The sequence below is a fragment of the Polaromonas sp. JS666 genome, assembly GCF_900103405.1.
GTDB lineage: Bacteria > Pseudomonadota > Gammaproteobacteria > Burkholderiales > Burkholderiaceae_C > Polaromonas.
Genome location: NZ_FNHX01000001.1, coordinates 884,069 through 900,432, shown reverse-complemented (window position 1 = coordinate 900,432; position 16,364 = coordinate 884,069). Strand labels below are relative to the sequence as shown.

Below are 16,364 nucleotides of genomic sequence, written 5' to 3'. Positions count from 1 at the left end.
GGTTCAGCCGCGGCAAGCCCGTGTCACGGCTTGGGGCGGGTCTGCTTCCGTACCGCAGTTCCGGCGCGCAGGTTCAGTACGGGTATTGCGTCGCCGACTTGATGTCGTCCAGCGGCGTGGCCGCTATCCAATGGGCGTACTGGTTGACCTTGCGGGTGTCCAGGCCGGTCGGGTTGATGTGCTTGTAGCCGCCATTGCGAAACTTCGACTTTGAAAAATAATCGTCGGTGTGGATCGCGTGGATGTGCAGCGTGAACTCGTCGATATGACCGACGACATAACTTTCGAGGTCCAGGATGCGCTGGTAGGAATGGCGTAAAAAAGCCTGGTGGTTTTCATTGGCCGCAATCTCCCCCGCATACAGGGTGATCACGCCCTTGAACCAGCCCGGCCACTGGCCTTCGCCATGGGCGTCAAAGTGTTCGAGCAAGCGCTCGCACCAGTAGGTTTGCCGCTCCAGGAAGAAGAGGACCAGCGAGGATTCGGCGAGGATGGACGAACCGCAGCCGAAGCTTCTCTGGTGGGCGACGCCGTGGGCTTCGCAAAAGGCGACCATCTTGTCCCACACTTGCTGGTTCTCCGCATAACGGCCGCGCCCCAGCACCGGGAAGTTGGGGCGAAAGTTTGCCAGGTGGCGGGTCAGGAAGACATCGGCGTCGGTGCGAAGCAGCCATTTGTACCGGCCGGCCAAGTGGGCCGTGTGTGGGCCTGAAACGCAGGCGATGGAGTTGATGAAGTGGTAACCCTTCCAGCGCCCCTCGCGGGAGATGGGCTCTGCGGCGATTTTGATGACACCGGGGTCGCCTTCGGGCAAGCGGTCCCAGGCTTTGGGGTGGCAGACCACAATGAGGTCGGAGCGGCGCCAGACACCTGAATGGATCCAGCTTTTGTAGATCCAGCCGAATTCTTCATACATGGACGGGTGGTCGTCGATGTAGAGCAGTATGCCGAGGTCCTTCTCGTGTGCCTGCGCGGAAGTTGTTGGGGCCATCAGAAGTTGCGGTAGGTATAGGAGTTGCCGTCTATCACCTCGGTGTGCGAGACGATGCTGGCCAGCAGGTGCGCCGGCTTGAAGGGGGCGCCCGTGCCCATGCGCGTCACGGTGGGCGGGTTGGCATTGATGTCGCCGACCAGGCGGTCAAAAGGCATGGGGCTGGTCTGGTAGCCGCGCAGCAGGAAGAACTGCATGACTTCCGAACGCATCCAGGCCCAGCGGTCATGCCAGATGAAATCACGCTCGGACCACACGGAGATGTGGGACTCGTGGTGGTCCAGATTGGCCTTGGCCGTATCGTAGTAGCTGAACTCGGGGGCGATGACCAGCAGGTAGCCGCAGCGGTAGGTCAGGAAGTTCAGCAGGTCCAGGCCCCTGGACTTGGGCAGGTGCTCTATGCAGTCGCCGATCACGACCAGGTCATAGGTTTCGTTTTTGTGGTGGTGGATCAGGTCGTAGGCGTCCATCACGCGGACGTCGTTGTACTTGGCGCGGAGGTCGAACTGGGCCACGTAGTCGGCTGAGATTTCCGTGGCGCGTATGTGGGCTTGCGGTGCGGCCTGCCTGACCAGCTCCGCGTATTTGCCTTGGCCCGCGCCTATGTCGAGGACGGTGGTGGGCGAGATTTTCCGTATGACTTCAAGCGTCAGCGGGTCGAACACGGTTTCCGAGAGTCCAGCCACAGGTTTCTTTCCGTGAGGTGTTGTGAAGAGTGGGTGAGCGTCTGCGTTTGTCCCAGTTCGCAACCTTAAACGAAGACGAGGGATGGCCCGGCTGTGGGCCGGAAAAATGTTTACAAATAAGGCATGGATGAGTGCTTGATGGCGGTGGCTGGCCACTTTATACTGTATATAAATACAGTATTTAAGTATCATGTCCGAAGCCACCATCCCCCTGCACGCCATCAAGGGCCGCGGCACCGCCACGCGCATCGCGCACCGGTTTGAAAAAGACGTGCGCACGGCCTGGGACGACGGCTGGGGCACGCTGGAAGAGGGAATGGTGGGCGAGGCGCCGCGGCTGGAAACCACGGTGACGATGGAAGATGCCCGCAGTGCCATTGTGCGCAACGACTCGCCGGACATCTTTTTTGACTACAGCATCAATCCCTACCGGGGTTGCGAGCATGGCTGCGTGTACTGCTATGCGCGGCCCACGCACAGTTACCTCAATCTTTCGCCGGGCCTGGACTTCGAAACCAAGATCATCGCCAAGCGCAATATCGCCGAGGCCTTGCGCGCCGACCTGGGCAAGCGCAGCTATGTGCCACGCCTGCTCAACATAGGCTCGGGCACCGACTGCTACCAGCCGGCCGAGCGCGAGCTGCGGCTCACGCGCGGCCTGATCGAGGTGATGCGCGATACCTGCCATCCGTTTTCTTTGATCACCAAATCCAGCGGCGTGGAGCGCGACCTGGACCTGATCGCTCCGCTGGCGGCCGACAAGCTGGCCGCCGTGTACATCACCATCACCACGCTGGACGGCGAGCTTGCGCGCAAGCTGGAGCCACGCGCCGCGGCGCCGCACCGCCGCCTGCGCACCTTGCGCACCCTGGCCGAGCACGGCGTGCCTGTGGGCGTGAGCGTGGCGCCGCAGATTCCCTTTGTGAACGAGGACATGGAGCAGGTACTGGAAGCCGCCTGGGAGGCCGGCGCGCGTTCGGCGTTTTACACGGTGATCCGCCTGCCCTGGGAAGTGGCGCCCCTCTTCAAGGAATGGCTGGAGCTGCACTACCCTCAGCGCGCCGCGCGCATCATGGCGCGCATCCAGGAGATGCGCGGCGGCAAAGACTACGACAGCGATTTCGCCTCGCGCATGAAGGGCTACGGCCTGTGGGCCGACCTGATCAAGCAGCGCTTTGAGAAATGCTGCAAGCGCCTGGGTTTTAACCGGCAGCGTGTGGAGCTGGACTTGAGCCGCTTCAGGCCGCCGGGTGCTGCGGGGCAGGGCAATCTGTTCTGACGGCCCGGCAGCTTGGGGTCGCGAGGGCTATAGTGCAAGCCCAACATTGAAGGAGTTCATCTTGGCATTCGAATGGAAACATTCATCGGAGGGCGTGGACTGGGACGCGCTCTCGCATCTTTACCGGATCGCCCCTTTGGGCGAGAAGAAACCGGCGGACCTGAAAGTCGTGTTCTCCAACAGCCTGTTCAAAAGTTTTGTGTACGAGGGCGGCCAGCTGGTTGGTGCGGGCCGCGCGCTGGCCGACGGCATGGACTGCTCGTATATCTGCGACATCGCGGTGCACCCGAAGCACCAGGGCGTGGGCCTGGGCAAGGAGATTGTTGCCTCGCTGGTCGGCCTCTCGAAGGGCCACAAGAAGATCATCCTCTATGCGGTGGCCGGCAAGGAGCCGTTTTACCGCAAGCTGGGCTTCAGGCGTATGTTGACGGCGATGGCGATTTTCAGGAACCAGGAGCAGGCGCTGCAGAGCGGACTGATCAGCGAGAACTGAAGCGATCCAATTTCTAGCGCAGATAGCTGCGGTTCAGCTGCACTTCAAGCTTGCTCTGCAGCTTCTCAAAAGTGGCGCTCATGGCCCAGTAAATGCCCGCCGCCGCCAGGTACAGCGGGAAGGGCTGGAAGGTGGTGGCGATCACTTCCTTGGTGGCCAGCATCAGCTCGCCGACGGCGATCACCGAGACCAGGGAGGTGTCCTTGATCAGGCTGATCAGGCTGTTGGACAGGCTGGGCACGGCCAGCCTCAAGGCCTGCGGGCCAATCACGTAGCGCAGGGTCTGCACCTGCGTGAGGCCCAGGCTGCGGGCCGCGTTCCACTGGCCGTGCTCCACGCCGTTGATCGCACCGCGAATCGTTTCCGACAGGTAGGCGCCCACGTTGAGGCTCAGGCCCAGGATGCCGGCGCTGATGGGGTCGAACTGTATGCCTATGCTGGGCAGGCCGAAGTAGATGACAAAGAGCTGCACCAGCAGCGGCGTGCCGCGCATGCAGCTGACATACAGCGCCGCGAACTGCGACAACCCCGGCACCTTGGCCAGCCGCGTGATGGCCACAAAGGTACCGACGATGGCGCCGAAAAAAATCGATGCGACGGCCAGCAACAGCGTCCATGCGGCGCCCTTGAGCATCAAGGGCAGCGCGTCGCGCAGCAAAGAGGTCAAGCCAGACAAGTCCATGATGGGGGTCTCCACAAATAAAAACCCCGGCTGCGCGCCGGGGTGTTTCAGGCGCCGAAGGAAGGCGCGCGGCTGGATTGATGTTACTTCGATTACTTTGCGACAGGCGGCTTGCTCACGTCGCGGTCAAACCACTTGGTGGAGATTTTCGCGAAGCTGCCGTCGGCCTGCAGGTCGGCCAGTGCCTTGTCGAGGGCGGCTTTGAACTTGGGATTGTTCTTGACGAAGGGAATGCCGGATTTTTCCAGGTCGCCCACGGGTGCGCCCGGCTTGAGCGGCAGCTTGGTCTGCTTGACGATGTAGGGGATCAAGAGGCTGTCGTTCAGTGCCGCGTCGATGCGGCCCAGTGCCAGGTCCTGCAAATACTCCTGCGCGCCGGGATAGGTCTTGACGTCTATGCCGCCGACCTTTTTAGCGATGTCGGCGTAGTTGGTGCCTTGGCCCAGGCCCAACTTTTTGCCCTTGAGGTCGGCCAGCGATTTGAATTCGCGCTTTTCGTCCTTGCGGATGATCAGCTGCGGCGCCGAGATGGTGTAGGGCTCGGAGAAATCAAAAGTCTCCTTGCGTTTGTCGGTGATGCCGACCTGGTTGATCACCACGTCGTACTTGCCGGCTTGCAGGCCGGCCAGGATGGCGCTCCATTCGCTGGTCGAGAACTCGGCCTTCACGCCCAGCTTTTGCGCCAGGGCATTGGCCAGCTCGACTTCAAAGCCGGCGAGCTGGCCGCCTTCCTTGTAATTGAACGGGGGATAGGTGCCTTCGAGGGCCACCTTGAGCGTGCCGCGCTGCTTGACGGTGTCCAGCAGGTCGGCGGCGCTGGCGCCGAAAGCGAGTGTCAGAAGGAGTGCGGAGGCGACGGCCTTGCGAATATTCATATTCAACCCTTGCATAAGAGAATTGTTATTGAGATGAAATGTGAATATTAGGCGCATCGCCAGGCGGATGCATGGCGGGCCTTTAAAGCCCTACATGGCATCTGGTGATGGTCGACGTTGCTGAGAAGATGCTCAGGGTTTGGCGCAGCGCGCGTAGATGTCGAGCGCGGATTTGTAGACGCTGGTCTGCACATTCATCAGGCCCAGCACCGAATGAAAGTAGTTGTCGTGGCTGACAGGCGTATCGAGTTGCTGTTTGAGGCAGGCCGTGCTCAGCTTGCTGCGCTGCTCGAAGCCGGGCGACAGCCATGTGATCCAGGGCACGCGCTTTTGCACGTCGGGCGCGATGCCATAGGGCATGCCGTGCAGGTAGAGGTTGTTCTCGCCCAGCGATTCGCCGTGGTCGGCCAGGTAGAGCAGGGCGGGCGCGCTGCGCGCTTCCTGCGCCTTGAGCCACTGGATGGAGGAGGCCAGCAGCTGGTCGGTGTAGACGATGCTGTTGTCGTAGGCATTGACGAGGCCTTCCTTGCTGCAGCTTTGCAGCGCGTTGTCGGCGCACTCGGGCAGGAATTTTTTCACGGCTTGCGGCGAGCGTTTGTAATAAGCCGGGCCGTGGCCGCCCATCTGGTGCATCACCACCACCACGCCTTTGGCGCGGCGCTCGGGGGGCAACGCGGCGATGCGCTCGTCGATGCCGCGCAGCATCACCTCGTCAAAACATTCGCCGCTGTCGCACAGGCCGGGTACCTGGAGCTGCACCGTGTTGACGTTGGGAACCCGGTCGCACACGCCCTTGCAACCCGACTGGTTGTCTATCCAGAGCACGGCAAGGCCGGCGCGCTGCAGCACGTCGAGCAGGCCTTCGTAGTTGGCCGGCCGCGAGTCATAGGCCTCGCGTCCGAAATGGGAAAACATGCAGGGCACGGAAGCGGCCGTGCTGGTGCCGCAGGACCAGGCGTTGCGCAGGCTCACCACGTTCTCTTTGGCCAGCAGCGGGTTGGTGGGGCGGTTGTAGCCGTTGAGCGAGAAATTGCCGCTGCGCGCCGTCTCGCCCAGCACCAACAGCAGCAGCGGCGGCTTGTTTTGCGCGCTGTAGCTGGCGCCCAGTTTGGCGTCTTCGCCGAGCGGCAGCACCATGGACTCGTCGCGCTGGAAGGGCTTGGCCGCGATGGCGCCCAGTGCGTAAAAGGAATTGAGCGGGTTGATCAGGTAGCGCACATGGGTGTAGTTGCGCATGACCGAGGCGATGCTCTGGAAAAACAGGAACACCACCAGCACCAGCAGCACGGAGGTGCCGGCCAGCGTGGCGAAGTTGCCCAGCAGCTGCCGTGCGGCACTGGCCCGCCTGACTTTCTGCCGCCACAGCAGCACCAGCGGCAGCACCGCCAGCACCAGCACCGTGGCCAGTAAACGCCAGTTCAGCAGGTCGCGGGTTTCGCGTACATCGGTCTGCAGGGTGTTGACCATCATGGTCTTGTCGATGACCACGCCGTAGGCCATCATGAAATAGGCGCCGAAGGCCGCAGCGAGCAGGAACAGGGTGATGGCCGGCTTGAGCGTCCAGCGCCAGGCCAGCAGGCTGAGCAGGGCCGTGGTGGCCAGCGTGATCACCAGCACCAGCGCGACGCTGATGACGGCGGCCTGGCCGCCGTTCAGACCAGGCAGGCGGAACAGCTCGCGCCACAGCGCGACGTTGCACACGGTGGCGATCCAGATGCTGGCCAGCACCACCAGCCACAGTGGGCGCATGCCGCGAGCGGGTTGATGGGGTGGGCGGGGAAGGGTTCCGGCGTCGGGCGGGGCTTGCAGCGGCATAGCGCTGGATTGTAGGGGTCGTGGGCTTATGGGGCCCTTAAGCCCGGGCCGTCAAACCCAGTTGCCGCGCATGGTGGTGCAGGTGTTCAGCCATGAAGCTCGCGATGAAGTAATAGCCGTGGTCGTAGCCCGCATGGCGGTGCAGTTGCAGCGGCTGGCCGGCCTTGGCGCAGGCGGCTTCAAACAGCTCGGGGTACAGCTGTTCAGCGAGGAATTTGTCGGCCAGGCCCTGGTCTATGCGTATGCCGCCGGGGTAGGGCGCGGCGGGCATGAGGCTCATCAAGGCGGTGGCGTCATGCTCTGCCCAGCTTGATTCATCGCTGCCGAGATAACCGGTGAAAGCCTTGCGCCCCCAGGGGCACTGGCTGGGTGCGCAGATGGGCGCAAAGGCCGAGACCGACTTGAACAGGTCCGGATGCCTGAGCGCGAGTGTCAGCGCACCGTGGCCGCCCATGGAATGGCCGAAGAGGCCAATGCGCGCCGCGTCAAGCGGCAGGGTACCGGCCAGCAGCGGCAGCAGCTCCGCCGTGATGTAGCTCTCCATGCGGTAGTGCCGTGACCATGGAGCCTGCGAGGCGTCGAGGTAAAAGCCCGCTCCCACGCCAAAGTCCCAGCTCTCGGTTTCGCCGGCAATGCCTGCCCCGCGCGGGCTGGTATCGGGCGTGACCAGGGCCAGTCCCAGTTCGGCCGCCAGGCGCTGTGCGCCAGCTTTGACCATGAAGGTCTCTTCGGTGCAGGTCAGGCCCGCGAGGTAGACCAGAAAGGGCACCTTCTGCCCGGCCGCGGCCTGCGGCGGGAGGAACACCGAGAACTTCATTGGAAGGCCGATCTCGCGCGAGCCGTGCTGGTAAAAGCGCTGCAGGCCGCCGAAGCAGCCGTGTTCGCTGAGGAGTTCGGGTGTGCTTGCCATGCCGCTCAGTACAGGACCACGCCGCGGATAGATTCGCCGCTTTTCATTAAGTCGAAACCCTTGTTGATGTCCTCCAGTGGCATGGTGTGCGTGATCAGGTCGTCGATGTTGATCTTGCCTTCCATGTACCAATCAACAATCTTGGGCACGTCGGTGCGGCCGCGCGCGCCGCCGAAGGCCGAGCCTTCCCATTTGCGGCCGGTGACGAGCTGGAAGGGCCGGGTGCTGATCTCGGCACCGGCTTCGGCCACGCCAATGATGATGCTGCGGCCCCAGCCCTTGTGGGTGCATTCCAGCGCCTGGCGCATGACCTTGGTGTTGCCTATGCATTCAAAGCTGTAGTCGGCGCCGCCGTCGGTCAGCTGCACGATGGCGTCGACCACGTTCTCGGTTTCTTTCGGGTTAATGAAATGCGTCATGCCGAATTTGCGCGCCATTTCCTGCCGCGCGGGGTTGATGTCCACGCCTATGATTTTGTCGGCGCCCACCATCTTCGCGCCCTGGATCACATTGAGGCCTATGCCGCCCAGGCCGAACACCACAACGTTGGCGCCGGCTTCGACCCTGGCGGTGAAGAGCACCGCGCCTATGCCGGTGGTCACGCCGCAGCCGATGTAGCAGACCTTGTCGAAGGGCGCGTCCTCACGGATCTTGGCCAGCGAGATTTCGGGCGCGACCGTGTAGTTGCTGAAAGTGGAGGTGCCCATGTAGTGGAAGATGGGCTTGCCGTCCAGGCTGAAGCGGCTGGTGGCGTCGGGCATCAGGCCCTTGCCCTGGGTGCCGCGTATCAGTTGGCACAGATTGGTCTTGCGCGAGAGGCAGAACTTGCACTGCCGGCATTCGGGCGTGTAGAGCGGGATGACGTGGTCGCCTTTTTTGAGGGTGGTCACGCCGGGGCCTACGTCGACCACGATGCCCGCGCCTTCATGGCCCAGGATGGCCGGGAAGATGCCTTCGGGGTCGGCGCCCGAGAGTGTGTAGTAGTCGGTATGGCAGATGCCGGTGGCCTTGATCTCGACGAGCACCTCGCCGAACTTTGGGCCTTGCAGGTCCACGGTTTCAATCGTCAGGGGCTGGCCTGATTTCCAGGCGACGGCGGCTTTGGTTTTCATGGTGAGAAGGCTTGTGTTGGAGAGGTGGGCGAAGGCGCGTTGCGCTGCATTACGCTGCGTAAAGCACTATAAGCCAGTCCCCCTGGAGCGCGGCCCGCAAGATGTTTCATTTTGAGAAAACACCGGCCGCGGTCCCAAAGAAAAAGCCGCCTGGCTCCCGGAAGGGAGCAGGCGGCTCGCGTCGTATGAAGGGGGCGGCTTAGCGGCCGGCTTCCTTCAGGTACTGCGTGCGCGCGGCAATCGCGGTGTCGGTGAAGTCAGTGAACACGCCGTCCACGCCGGCGCGGTAAAAGGCCAGGTACTCGGCCTTGGGGTCGCCCTGGTAGTCGATGGCCAGGCGGCGGCGCTCATTGCGGAAGGTGAAGGGGTGGACAAACAAGCCGGCCTTGTGCGCATCAGCCACCAGGCTGGTGGCGGGCAGCGAGGTCGAGTCGGCATCGTTGAGCTTGCCGTCGCCATTGATGTCGACCTGCTTGCCGTCGGCGCCTATGGTGCCCTTGGTGCTGATGATGTAGCGCTTCCAGGGGCCTATGCCGTCGGCATAGGTCTTGATTTCGGCCAGGCCCGCGGGCGTGACCATGGCGTCGAAGAAGCGCTTGTCGCCGGCCAGGGTCCAGTCATAGGGGCGGTCGCTGGGCAGGGCAAAGGTCACCTTGCCGGTCTTGGGGTCTATGCCGTCGCCGTCTATGAGCTGGATCAGGCGCGTGTTCAGGCCCTTGCTCTTCATGTACTTGAGGCTGCCCGGTTCAAAGGACTGCACGTAGATGGGCGCGGTCTTGCTGTTCCAGCCGGCGGCATTGATGATGGCGATCAGCTTGTCTTCCATCGGCAGGCCGCGCTCGCGGAAGTAGCTCGGGTTCTTGGTTTCGGGGTAGATCGCAATGGTGCGGCCGGTCTTGGCGGACTGGGCCTTGGCCAGGTCCACGACTTCCTGGAAGGTCGGCACCTTGTACTGGCCGTTGAACTGCTGGGGGCGCTCGGCGTCGGTCGAGACCGCGCCCAGGGTGCGGATTTCGGCCAGCGTGAAGTCGTCGCTGAACCAGCCGGTCTGGGTCTCGCCGTCAACCTTGATGGTCTTCTTGCGCGAGGCGAATTCGGGGTGTTTGGCCACGTCGGTGCTGATGGCCAGGTTGGGGTCGTGGCGCGTCATCAGCACGCCGTCCTTGGTCACGACCAGGTCCATCTCGATCACGTCGGCGCCAAGTTCGATGGCGCGCACATAGGCTTCCAGCGTTTCTTCAGGGATGTAGCCTGAAGCGCCGCGGTGCGCGATGACCAGCGGTGCCTTGCCGTCGAGGGTGGAGAGGCCGGCTTGCGAGGGCGTGCCCGAAGAGGAGCAGGCGGCCAGCAACACGCTGCTGCAGACGAGGGCGAGCAAGCCGCCATGCTTCATGGTCAAGGCCTTGCGGGTCAATACGGTCATTTTATTTTCCTGAGTTAAAAAGGCTGATCGTAGGCGCGCGATGACGACAGGCCTGTGACAGGGTGTGCGTCTTGTTGGCAAAAACAACAGCCGCAGCTTTTCGGCCGGGCATAAAAAATGCCGGAACAGGTCCGGCATTTTGGGGTCTGGGCAAAAAACGTTCAGGCGCTGAAGAAGCTCTTGAGCTTGTCGGCCCAGCCTTCTTCGCTGGGTGAATGTTTGGCGCCGCCTTTTTTCAGCGACTCATCGAGTTCCTTGAGCAGCTTGCGCTGGTGCTCGGTGAGTTTGACCGGTGTTTCCACGGTGATGTGGCAGTACAGGTCGCCGGGGTAGCTGGAGCGCACGCCCTTGATGCCCTTGCCGCGCAGGCGGAACTGCTTGGCGGCCTGCGTGCCTTCGGGGATGTCGATGGCGGCCTTGCCGGCCAGGGTCGGCACCTCGATCTCGCCGCCCAGCGCGGCAGTGGTGAAGCTGATGGGCACGGCGCAGTGCAGGTCGTCGCCGTCGCGCTCGAAGATGTCGTGCTTCTTGAGGCGGATCTCGATGTAGAGATCGCCGGGCGGGCCGCCGTTGGTGCCGGGCTCGCCGTTGCCGGTCGAGCGTATGCGCATGCCGTCGTCTATGCCCGCGGGAATTTTCACTTCCAGCGTCTTGTTGTTCTTGGTCTTGCCCACGCCGTGGCAGGTCACGCAGGGTTCGGGGATCAGCTTGCCCGTGCCCTTGCACTGCGGGCAGGTCTGCTGCACGCTGAAAAAGCCCTGGCGCATCTGCACCACGCCGTGGCCGTGGCAGGTGGTGCAGGTCACCACCTTGGTGCCGGGTTTGGCGCCGCTGCCGTGGCAGGTGTTGCAGTCGTCCCAGCTCGGGATGCGGATCTGCGCTTCCTTGCCGTGGGCCGCTTCCTCAAGCGTGATTTCCATGGCATAGCTGAGGTCGCCGCCGCGGTAGACCTGGCGCCCGCCGCGCTGCTGGCCGCCGCGCTGGCCGCCGAACACGTCGCCGAAGATGTCGCCAAAGGCTTCGGCAAAGCCGCCGAAGCCCTCGGCGCCGGGGCCGCCGCGCATATTCGGGTCCACGCCCGCATGGCCGTACTGGTCGTAGGCCGCGCGTTTGTTCTCGTCGGAGAGCATCTCGTAGGCCTCTTTGGCCTCCTTGAATTTTTCCTCGGCGACCTTGGATGCATCCCCCTGGTTGCGGTCGGGGTGGTGCTTCATCGCGAGCTTGCGATACGCTTTCTTGATGTCCTCGTCACTGGCATTCTTGGGAACGCCCAGTGTGTCGTAATAGTCTTTTTTGGTGGCCATGGCAGCTCAGGGTCTTCGTTGATCGGGTCGTCGGGTCAGCCGGAAAGCGGGCGGTCAAACCGGGCATTCGCGGGTGGCGGCAGATGCGCAAAAGCGGAAAGCCGGGATTGCTCCTGGTTTCCGCCTTTTGCATCCGCCTGTGCCGCCTGCCTTTGCATGCAGTTATCGCGCCAATGCGGGGCTTGTTGCCTTAGGGCGCTCAGCCTTTTTTGACTTCCTTGACTTCAGCGTCCACGACATTGTCGTCGGCCGGCTTGGCTTCCGCCTGCGCCGCGCCTGCCGCGCCCGCGTCGCCACCGGCTGCCGCCTGCGAAGCCTGCATGTCGGCGTACATCTTCTCGCCGAGCTTCTGGCTGGCTTCCATCAGGGCCGTGTTCTTGGCGTCGATGGCGGCCTTGTCGTCGCCCTTGAGCGCCTCTTCCATGTCCTTGATGGCGGTCTCGATCTTTTCCTTCTCGCCGGCTTCGAGCTTGTCGCCGTATTCGCCCAGCGATTTCTTCACACTGTGCACCAGGGCTTCGGCGTTGTTCTTGGCGGTCACGAACTCGACCTTCTTCTTGTCTTCTTCGGCGTTGAGCTCGGCGTCTTTCACCATCTGCTGGATTTCAGCTTCGGACAAACCGGAGTTGGCCTTGATGGTGATCTTGTTTTCCTTGCCGGTGCCCTTGTCCTTGGCGCCCACGTGCAGGATGCCGTTGGCATCGATGTCGAAGGACACTTCGATCTGCGGCGTGCCGCGCGCGGCCGGCGGGATGCCCTCGAGGTTGAACTCGCCCAGCGCCTTGTTGCCCGAGGCGATTTCGCGTTCGCCCTGGAACACCTTGATGGTCACGGCCGGCTGGTTGTCCTCGGCGGTCGAGAAGGTTTGCGCGAACTTGGTCGGGATGGTCGTGTTCTTCTTGATCATCTTGGTCATCACGCCGCCCATGGTTTCAATGCCCAGGGACAACGGGGTGACGTCGAGCAGCAGCACGTCGGTGCGGTCGCCGGACAGCACCTGGCCTTGAATCGCGGCACCCACGGCCACGGCTTCGTCGGGGTTCACGTCCTTGCGCGGCTCCTTGCCGAACAGCTCCTTGACCTTTTCCTGCACCTTGGGCATGCGGGTCTGGCCGCCGACCAGGATCACGTCATGGATGTCGGAGGCGCTGACGCCGGCGTCCTTCATGGCCACGCGGCAGGGGGCGATGGTGCGCTCGATCAGCTCGTCGACCAGGCTCTCGAGCTTGGCGCGGGTCAGCTTGACCAGCAGGTGCTTGGGGCCGGTCGCGGGGTCGTGCGCGATGTAGGGAATGTTGACTTCGGTCTGCGGGCTGTTGGACAGCTCGATCTTGGCCTTTTCGGCGGAGTCCTTCAGGCGCTGCAGGGCGACCACGTCCTTGGACAGGTCGATGCCGCTGTCTTTCTTGAACTCGGCCACGATGTAGTCGATGACGCGCTGGTCGAAGTCTTCGCCGCCCAGGAAGGTGTCGCCGTTGGTGGACAGCACTTCGAATTGTTTTTCGCCGTCGACGTCGGCGATCTCGATGATGGAGATGTCGAAGGTGCCGCCGCCCAGGTCATACACGGCGATCTTGCGGTCGCCCTTTTCCTGCTTGTCCAGGCCGAAGGCCAGGGCCGCGGCTGTAGGTTCGTTGATGATGCGCTTGACGTCCAGGCCGGCGATGCGGCCGGCGTCCTTGGTGGCCTGGCGCTGCGCGTCGTTGAAGTAGGCGGGCACGGTGATCACGGCGTCGGTGACCGGCTCGCCCAGGTAGTCTTCGGCGGTCTTCTTCATCTTGCGCAGGATGTCGGCGCTGACTTGCTGGGCCGAGATCTTCTTGCCGCGCACTTCCACCCAGGCGTCACCGTTGTCGGCGGCCACGATGGAATAGGGCATGAGGGAGATGTCCTTCTGGACTTCTTTTTCGCTGAACTTGCGGCCGATCAGGCGCTTGACGGCGTACAGCGTGTTCTTGGGGTTGGTCACGGCCTGGCGCTTGGCGGACGCGCCGACCAGCACTTCGCCGTCTTCCTGGTAAGCCACGATGGAAGGGGTGGTGCGCACGCCTTCCGAGTTCTCGATGACGCGGGGCGTGTTGCCCTCCATGATGGACACGCAGCTGTTGGTGGTGCCCAGGTCAATGCCGATGATTCTTCCCATGATATTTACTCCTGCTTTTTTGATTCGTGAAGATTAAAAGTGGTGTGGCCGGGGTCTGTCCCTGGCCGCTGTGAATGACTATGTTGATAACTTGTGGGTAAGTTGATGGGCTTCAAGGGCCTCAACATGTTTTTGCATTCTTGCCGGGTGTTTATTTGGGGGCTGCCACCGTGACCAGGGCGGGGCGCAGAACGCGCTCGGCGATCAGATAGCCTTTTTGCAGCACGCTGACCACCGTGTTGGCTTCCTGGTCGGCCGGCACCATGCTGATGGCCTGGTGCTGGGCGGGGTCGAACTTGGTGCCTGCGGCGGGGTCGATCGCCACCACCTTGTTGCGCTCGAGCGCGCTCTTGAGCTGCTTGAGCGTGGCTTCGGCGCCTTCGCGGATCTGCTCGGGCGTGGCTTCCTTGATGGCCAGGCCGGCTTCCAGGCTGTCGGCCACAGGCAGCAGGCTTTCGGCAAAACTCTCCAGCGCGAACTTGCGGGCCTTGGCGACGTCCTCGTCGGCGCGGCGGCGAGCGTTTTCGGTCTCGGCCTTGGCGCGCAGGTAGCTGTCGGCCAGCTCGGTGTTTTTGGCCTGTAGCGTGGCGACTTCGGCCTGGGCCACGGTCAGCGCGTCAAATTCGTTGGCGGCCTGCGCCGCTTCCAGCTCTTCAGGGCTGGGTTCACCGCTAAGGTTTTGATTTTGTTCGGGTTGTTTGTTTTCAGACATGCGAGGCAACAGGGTTGGTGTTGGTAAGGTTCCCAACTGGGGATGGCAAAGCCCTTTTCAAGACAAGGGCTTCAGTTTTGGCTACGAAAGTTTTGGCCGCCGGGAGGCCGGGCGGCCGGCTTGGCTTATGCGTCCTGGGCGGCCCATTCTTCTGCCCACTGGTGGAGCGGTTTGAGCTTGTGCAGCAGGCCGCTGCCCGTGGCGGTGAGGCCGTAGCCGCCGCTCCCGAGTTCGACCAGCCGCGCTTCGCGCAACTCCTTGAGCCTGTCGTTCATGACCGAAGGCGACATGTTCCCGGCGCTTGCTGCCAATTGCCGGAAATTTTGCGCCTGCCCATCACGCAGCTCCCACAGCAGCCGCAGCGTGCCGCGGCGGCCCAGCAGGTCCAGCAACGCCATCACGGGCCGGCCCGTGGCGGAGCCGCGGACCGGTTTACCGGGAAGGGGGAGCGTGGAAGTCATGCCCCGGATTGTAGGGGCTGCGCCTGTCGTGTTCGCGACGGTCGCTACGGAATGCGTAGCGATATAGTTGCCATTCGCTACGAAATCCGTAGCGAAATCCAAGCTTTCAATACGAGGAGCCTTATCAGCATGACTTCGACGATAAACACCACGGCCCCTGAACCACGCATCACGCCGCTGGAGCCGCCCTACACCCTGGAGCAGGATGCGCTGCTCAAGAAGATCACGCCGCCCGGGGCGCCCAATGTGCTGGCGCTGTTTCGTGTGTTGGCCGTCAATCCCGGGCTGGCCGAACGTATGCCGTCATGGGGCGGCTACTTGCTCGGCCGCAGCGCCAGCCTGTCCCTGCGCGACCGCGAGGTGGTGATCAATCGCGTCTGCGCGCGCTGCGGGGCGGAATACGAGTGGGGTGTGCACGTCAGCGCCTTCGGCCGGGCGGCGGGTTTCAGCGACGCGGACACGGCCGCGATTGCCGATCCGGCATCGGATGGACGCGGCCTGGCGCACCGAGACAAGCTCTTGCTGGAACTGGTCGATGAGCTGCATGACCGCAGCACGGTCAGCGATGCGCTATGGCAGGAACTGGCGGCCCTGTGGTCGCCGCCCCAGCTCATAGAACTGCTGATGCTGGCCGGCTGGTACCACGCGATCAGCTATGTGTGCAATGCGGCGCGCGTGCCGCTGGAGCCCTGGGCGGCGCGCTGGCCGGCAAGGGAATGACTCAAGCTGCCGCGCGTTTTTGCAGGCGGGCCATGAGTTCGCGCTTGTTGTCGCGGCTGCGGTGGGCGTGCTCGCGCGTCAGCGCCTCGGCGCGCGCGCCTTCGCCGGCCAGCAGGGCGGCCAGCACGTCTTCATGGTCGCTCTGGGCGCGCTGGATGAAGCCGAACTCCAGCAGCGGCAGCGAGCCATTCAGGCTTAGCGCGCCGGCCCCGGCCATGGGGGTTTTGCTCACATGCGCGAGGGCCGAAACCAGCGTGCTGTTGCCGGCGGCGGCCACCAGCGCGGCGTGAAAGCGCGCGTTCATGGGCACCCAGCGGGCCGCGTCGATCACATGGCCGGCGGCAGCGGCCTTCTCCAGCAGCAGACGACCCTCGTCTATGCAGGCCTGCAGCTCTGCCTGGGTCTCGGGGTTGATGCCGCGCTCGGCTGCCTGCCGCGCCGCCATGCCTTCGAGCACGCCGCGCACATCGACAGCGTTGGCGATCTCGTCCACACTGAACTGCCGCACGCGAAAGCCGCGCGTCGGCAGGCGCTCCAGCAGGCCTTCTTTTTCAAGCTCACCGAGTGCGATGCGTATGGGTGTGCGAGACACTGCCAGCTGGGCGGAGAGCTCGAGTTCCACCATGCGTTCGCCGGGCGCTGCCTGGCCGCTGAGGATTCTTCGCCTCAACTCGTTGGTGGTGTAGTCGATCTGTGAGGACATAGGATTCTGGTGGAATAGTTTTGAAATTATTGCATGCAAAAATGGCGTAACCTAG

Annotated in this window: 16 protein-coding genes; 3 read left to right on the top strand and 13 right to left on the bottom strand. The window is 63.1% G+C overall.

The annotated features are described in order from the left end of the window. Window positions 1–73: 73 nt before the first annotated feature. Window positions 74–991, bottom strand: coding sequence for a DUF7164 domain-containing protein (locus BLQ85_RS04405; RefSeq protein WP_074575059.1), 918 nt, complete (start codon window positions 989–991; stop codon window positions 74–76). Beyond that, on the bottom strand, window positions 991–1,677 hold the full coding sequence (locus BLQ85_RS04400; protein ID WP_175456039.1) for a class I SAM-dependent methyltransferase: 687 nt from the start codon (window positions 1,675–1,677) through the stop codon (window positions 991–993). Before BLQ85_RS04400 ends, BLQ85_RS04405 begins: the two co-directional genes overlap by 1 nt. A 190-nt stretch (window positions 1,678–1,867) precedes the next feature. Between BLQ85_RS04400 and BLQ85_RS04395 the strand changes: the two genes are divergently transcribed. Both BLQ85_RS04395 and BLQ85_RS04390 read left to right on the top strand, forming a co-directional pair. After that, on the top strand, window positions 1,868–2,956 hold the full coding sequence (locus tag BLQ85_RS04395; RefSeq protein ID WP_074575057.1) for a PA0069 family radical SAM protein: 1,089 nt from the start codon (window positions 1,868–1,870) through the stop codon (window positions 2,954–2,956). 61 nt (window positions 2,957–3,017) lie between these two features. Beyond that, window positions 3,018–3,449: a GNAT family N-acetyltransferase gene (locus BLQ85_RS04390; RefSeq protein WP_074575172.1), complete on the top strand. Its 432-nt coding sequence runs from the start codon at window positions 3,018–3,020 to the stop codon at window positions 3,447–3,449. A 13-nt stretch (window positions 3,450–3,462) separates the two neighbouring features. Here BLQ85_RS04390 and BLQ85_RS04385 read toward each other — a convergent pair whose 3' ends face one another. The 10 genes from BLQ85_RS04385 to BLQ85_RS04340 form a co-directional block, all read right to left on the bottom strand. After that, window positions 3,463–4,131, bottom strand: a complete 669-nt coding sequence (locus BLQ85_RS04385; protein ID WP_074575056.1) for an amino acid ABC transporter permease — start codon at window positions 4,129–4,131, stop codon at window positions 3,463–3,465. Window positions 4,132–4,223: 92 nt separating this feature from the next. Continuing rightward, window positions 4,224–5,006 (bottom strand): transporter substrate-binding domain-containing protein, encoded by a 783-nt coding sequence (locus tag BLQ85_RS04380; RefSeq protein WP_139200881.1) that lies wholly within the window; start codon window positions 5,004–5,006, stop codon window positions 4,224–4,226. Window positions 5,007–5,138: 132 nt separating this feature from the next. Further along, window positions 5,139–6,821 carry a phosphoethanolamine transferase gene (locus BLQ85_RS04375; protein ID WP_074575054.1) on the bottom strand — a complete coding sequence of 561 codons (1,683 nt, stop codon included), beginning with the start codon at window positions 6,819–6,821 and terminating at the stop codon, window positions 5,139–5,141. Window positions 6,822–6,858: 37 nt separating this feature from the next. Next, complete coding sequence (gene fghA, locus BLQ85_RS04370; RefSeq protein ID WP_074575053.1) at window positions 6,859–7,731, bottom strand: S-formylglutathione hydrolase; 873 nt, start codon at window positions 7,729–7,731, stop codon at window positions 6,859–6,861. Window positions 7,732–7,736: 5 nt separating this feature from the next. Next, entirely contained in the window at window positions 7,737–8,843 is a 1,107-nt protein-coding gene (locus BLQ85_RS04365) for an S-(hydroxymethyl)glutathione dehydrogenase/class III alcohol dehydrogenase (protein WP_074575052.1), read from the bottom strand. A gap of 199 nt (window positions 8,844–9,042) precedes the next feature. Continuing rightward, entirely contained in the window at window positions 9,043–10,236 is a 1,194-nt protein-coding gene (locus BLQ85_RS04360; RefSeq protein WP_074575171.1) for a glycerophosphodiester phosphodiesterase, read from the bottom strand. Window positions 10,237–10,427: 191 nt separating this feature from the next. Then, on the bottom strand, window positions 10,428–11,570 hold the full coding sequence (gene dnaJ, locus BLQ85_RS04355; protein WP_074575051.1) for a molecular chaperone DnaJ: 1,143 nt from the start codon (window positions 11,568–11,570) through the stop codon (window positions 10,428–10,430). A gap of 199 nt (window positions 11,571–11,769) precedes the next feature. After that, on the bottom strand, window positions 11,770–13,713 hold the full coding sequence (dnaK, locus tag BLQ85_RS04350; RefSeq protein WP_074575050.1) for a molecular chaperone DnaK: 1,944 nt from the start codon (window positions 13,711–13,713) through the stop codon (window positions 11,770–11,772). Between the two features lie 151 nt (window positions 13,714–13,864). Beyond that, a complete protein-coding gene (grpE, locus tag BLQ85_RS04345) occupies window positions 13,865–14,425 on the bottom strand; it encodes a nucleotide exchange factor GrpE (RefSeq protein WP_074575049.1) in 561 nt (186 codons plus the stop codon). 125 nt (window positions 14,426–14,550) lie between these two features. After that, window positions 14,551–14,886: a winged helix-turn-helix transcriptional regulator gene (locus tag BLQ85_RS04340; RefSeq protein ID WP_074575048.1), complete on the bottom strand. Its 336-nt coding sequence runs from the start codon at window positions 14,884–14,886 to the stop codon at window positions 14,551–14,553. 129 nt (window positions 14,887–15,015) lie between these two features. Here BLQ85_RS04340 and BLQ85_RS04335 point away from each other — a divergent pair, with 129 nt between their 5' ends. Continuing rightward, complete coding sequence (locus tag BLQ85_RS04335) at window positions 15,016–15,606, top strand: carboxymuconolactone decarboxylase family protein (RefSeq protein ID WP_074575047.1); 591 nt, start codon at window positions 15,016–15,018, stop codon at window positions 15,604–15,606. A 1-nt stretch (window position 15,607) separates the two neighbouring features. Here the strand turns inward: BLQ85_RS04335 and BLQ85_RS04330 are convergent, their stop codons facing one another. Then, complete coding sequence (locus BLQ85_RS04330; RefSeq protein WP_074575046.1) at window positions 15,608–16,309, bottom strand: GntR family transcriptional regulator; 702 nt, start codon at window positions 16,307–16,309, stop codon at window positions 15,608–15,610. Window positions 16,310–16,364: the final 55 nt, after the last annotated feature.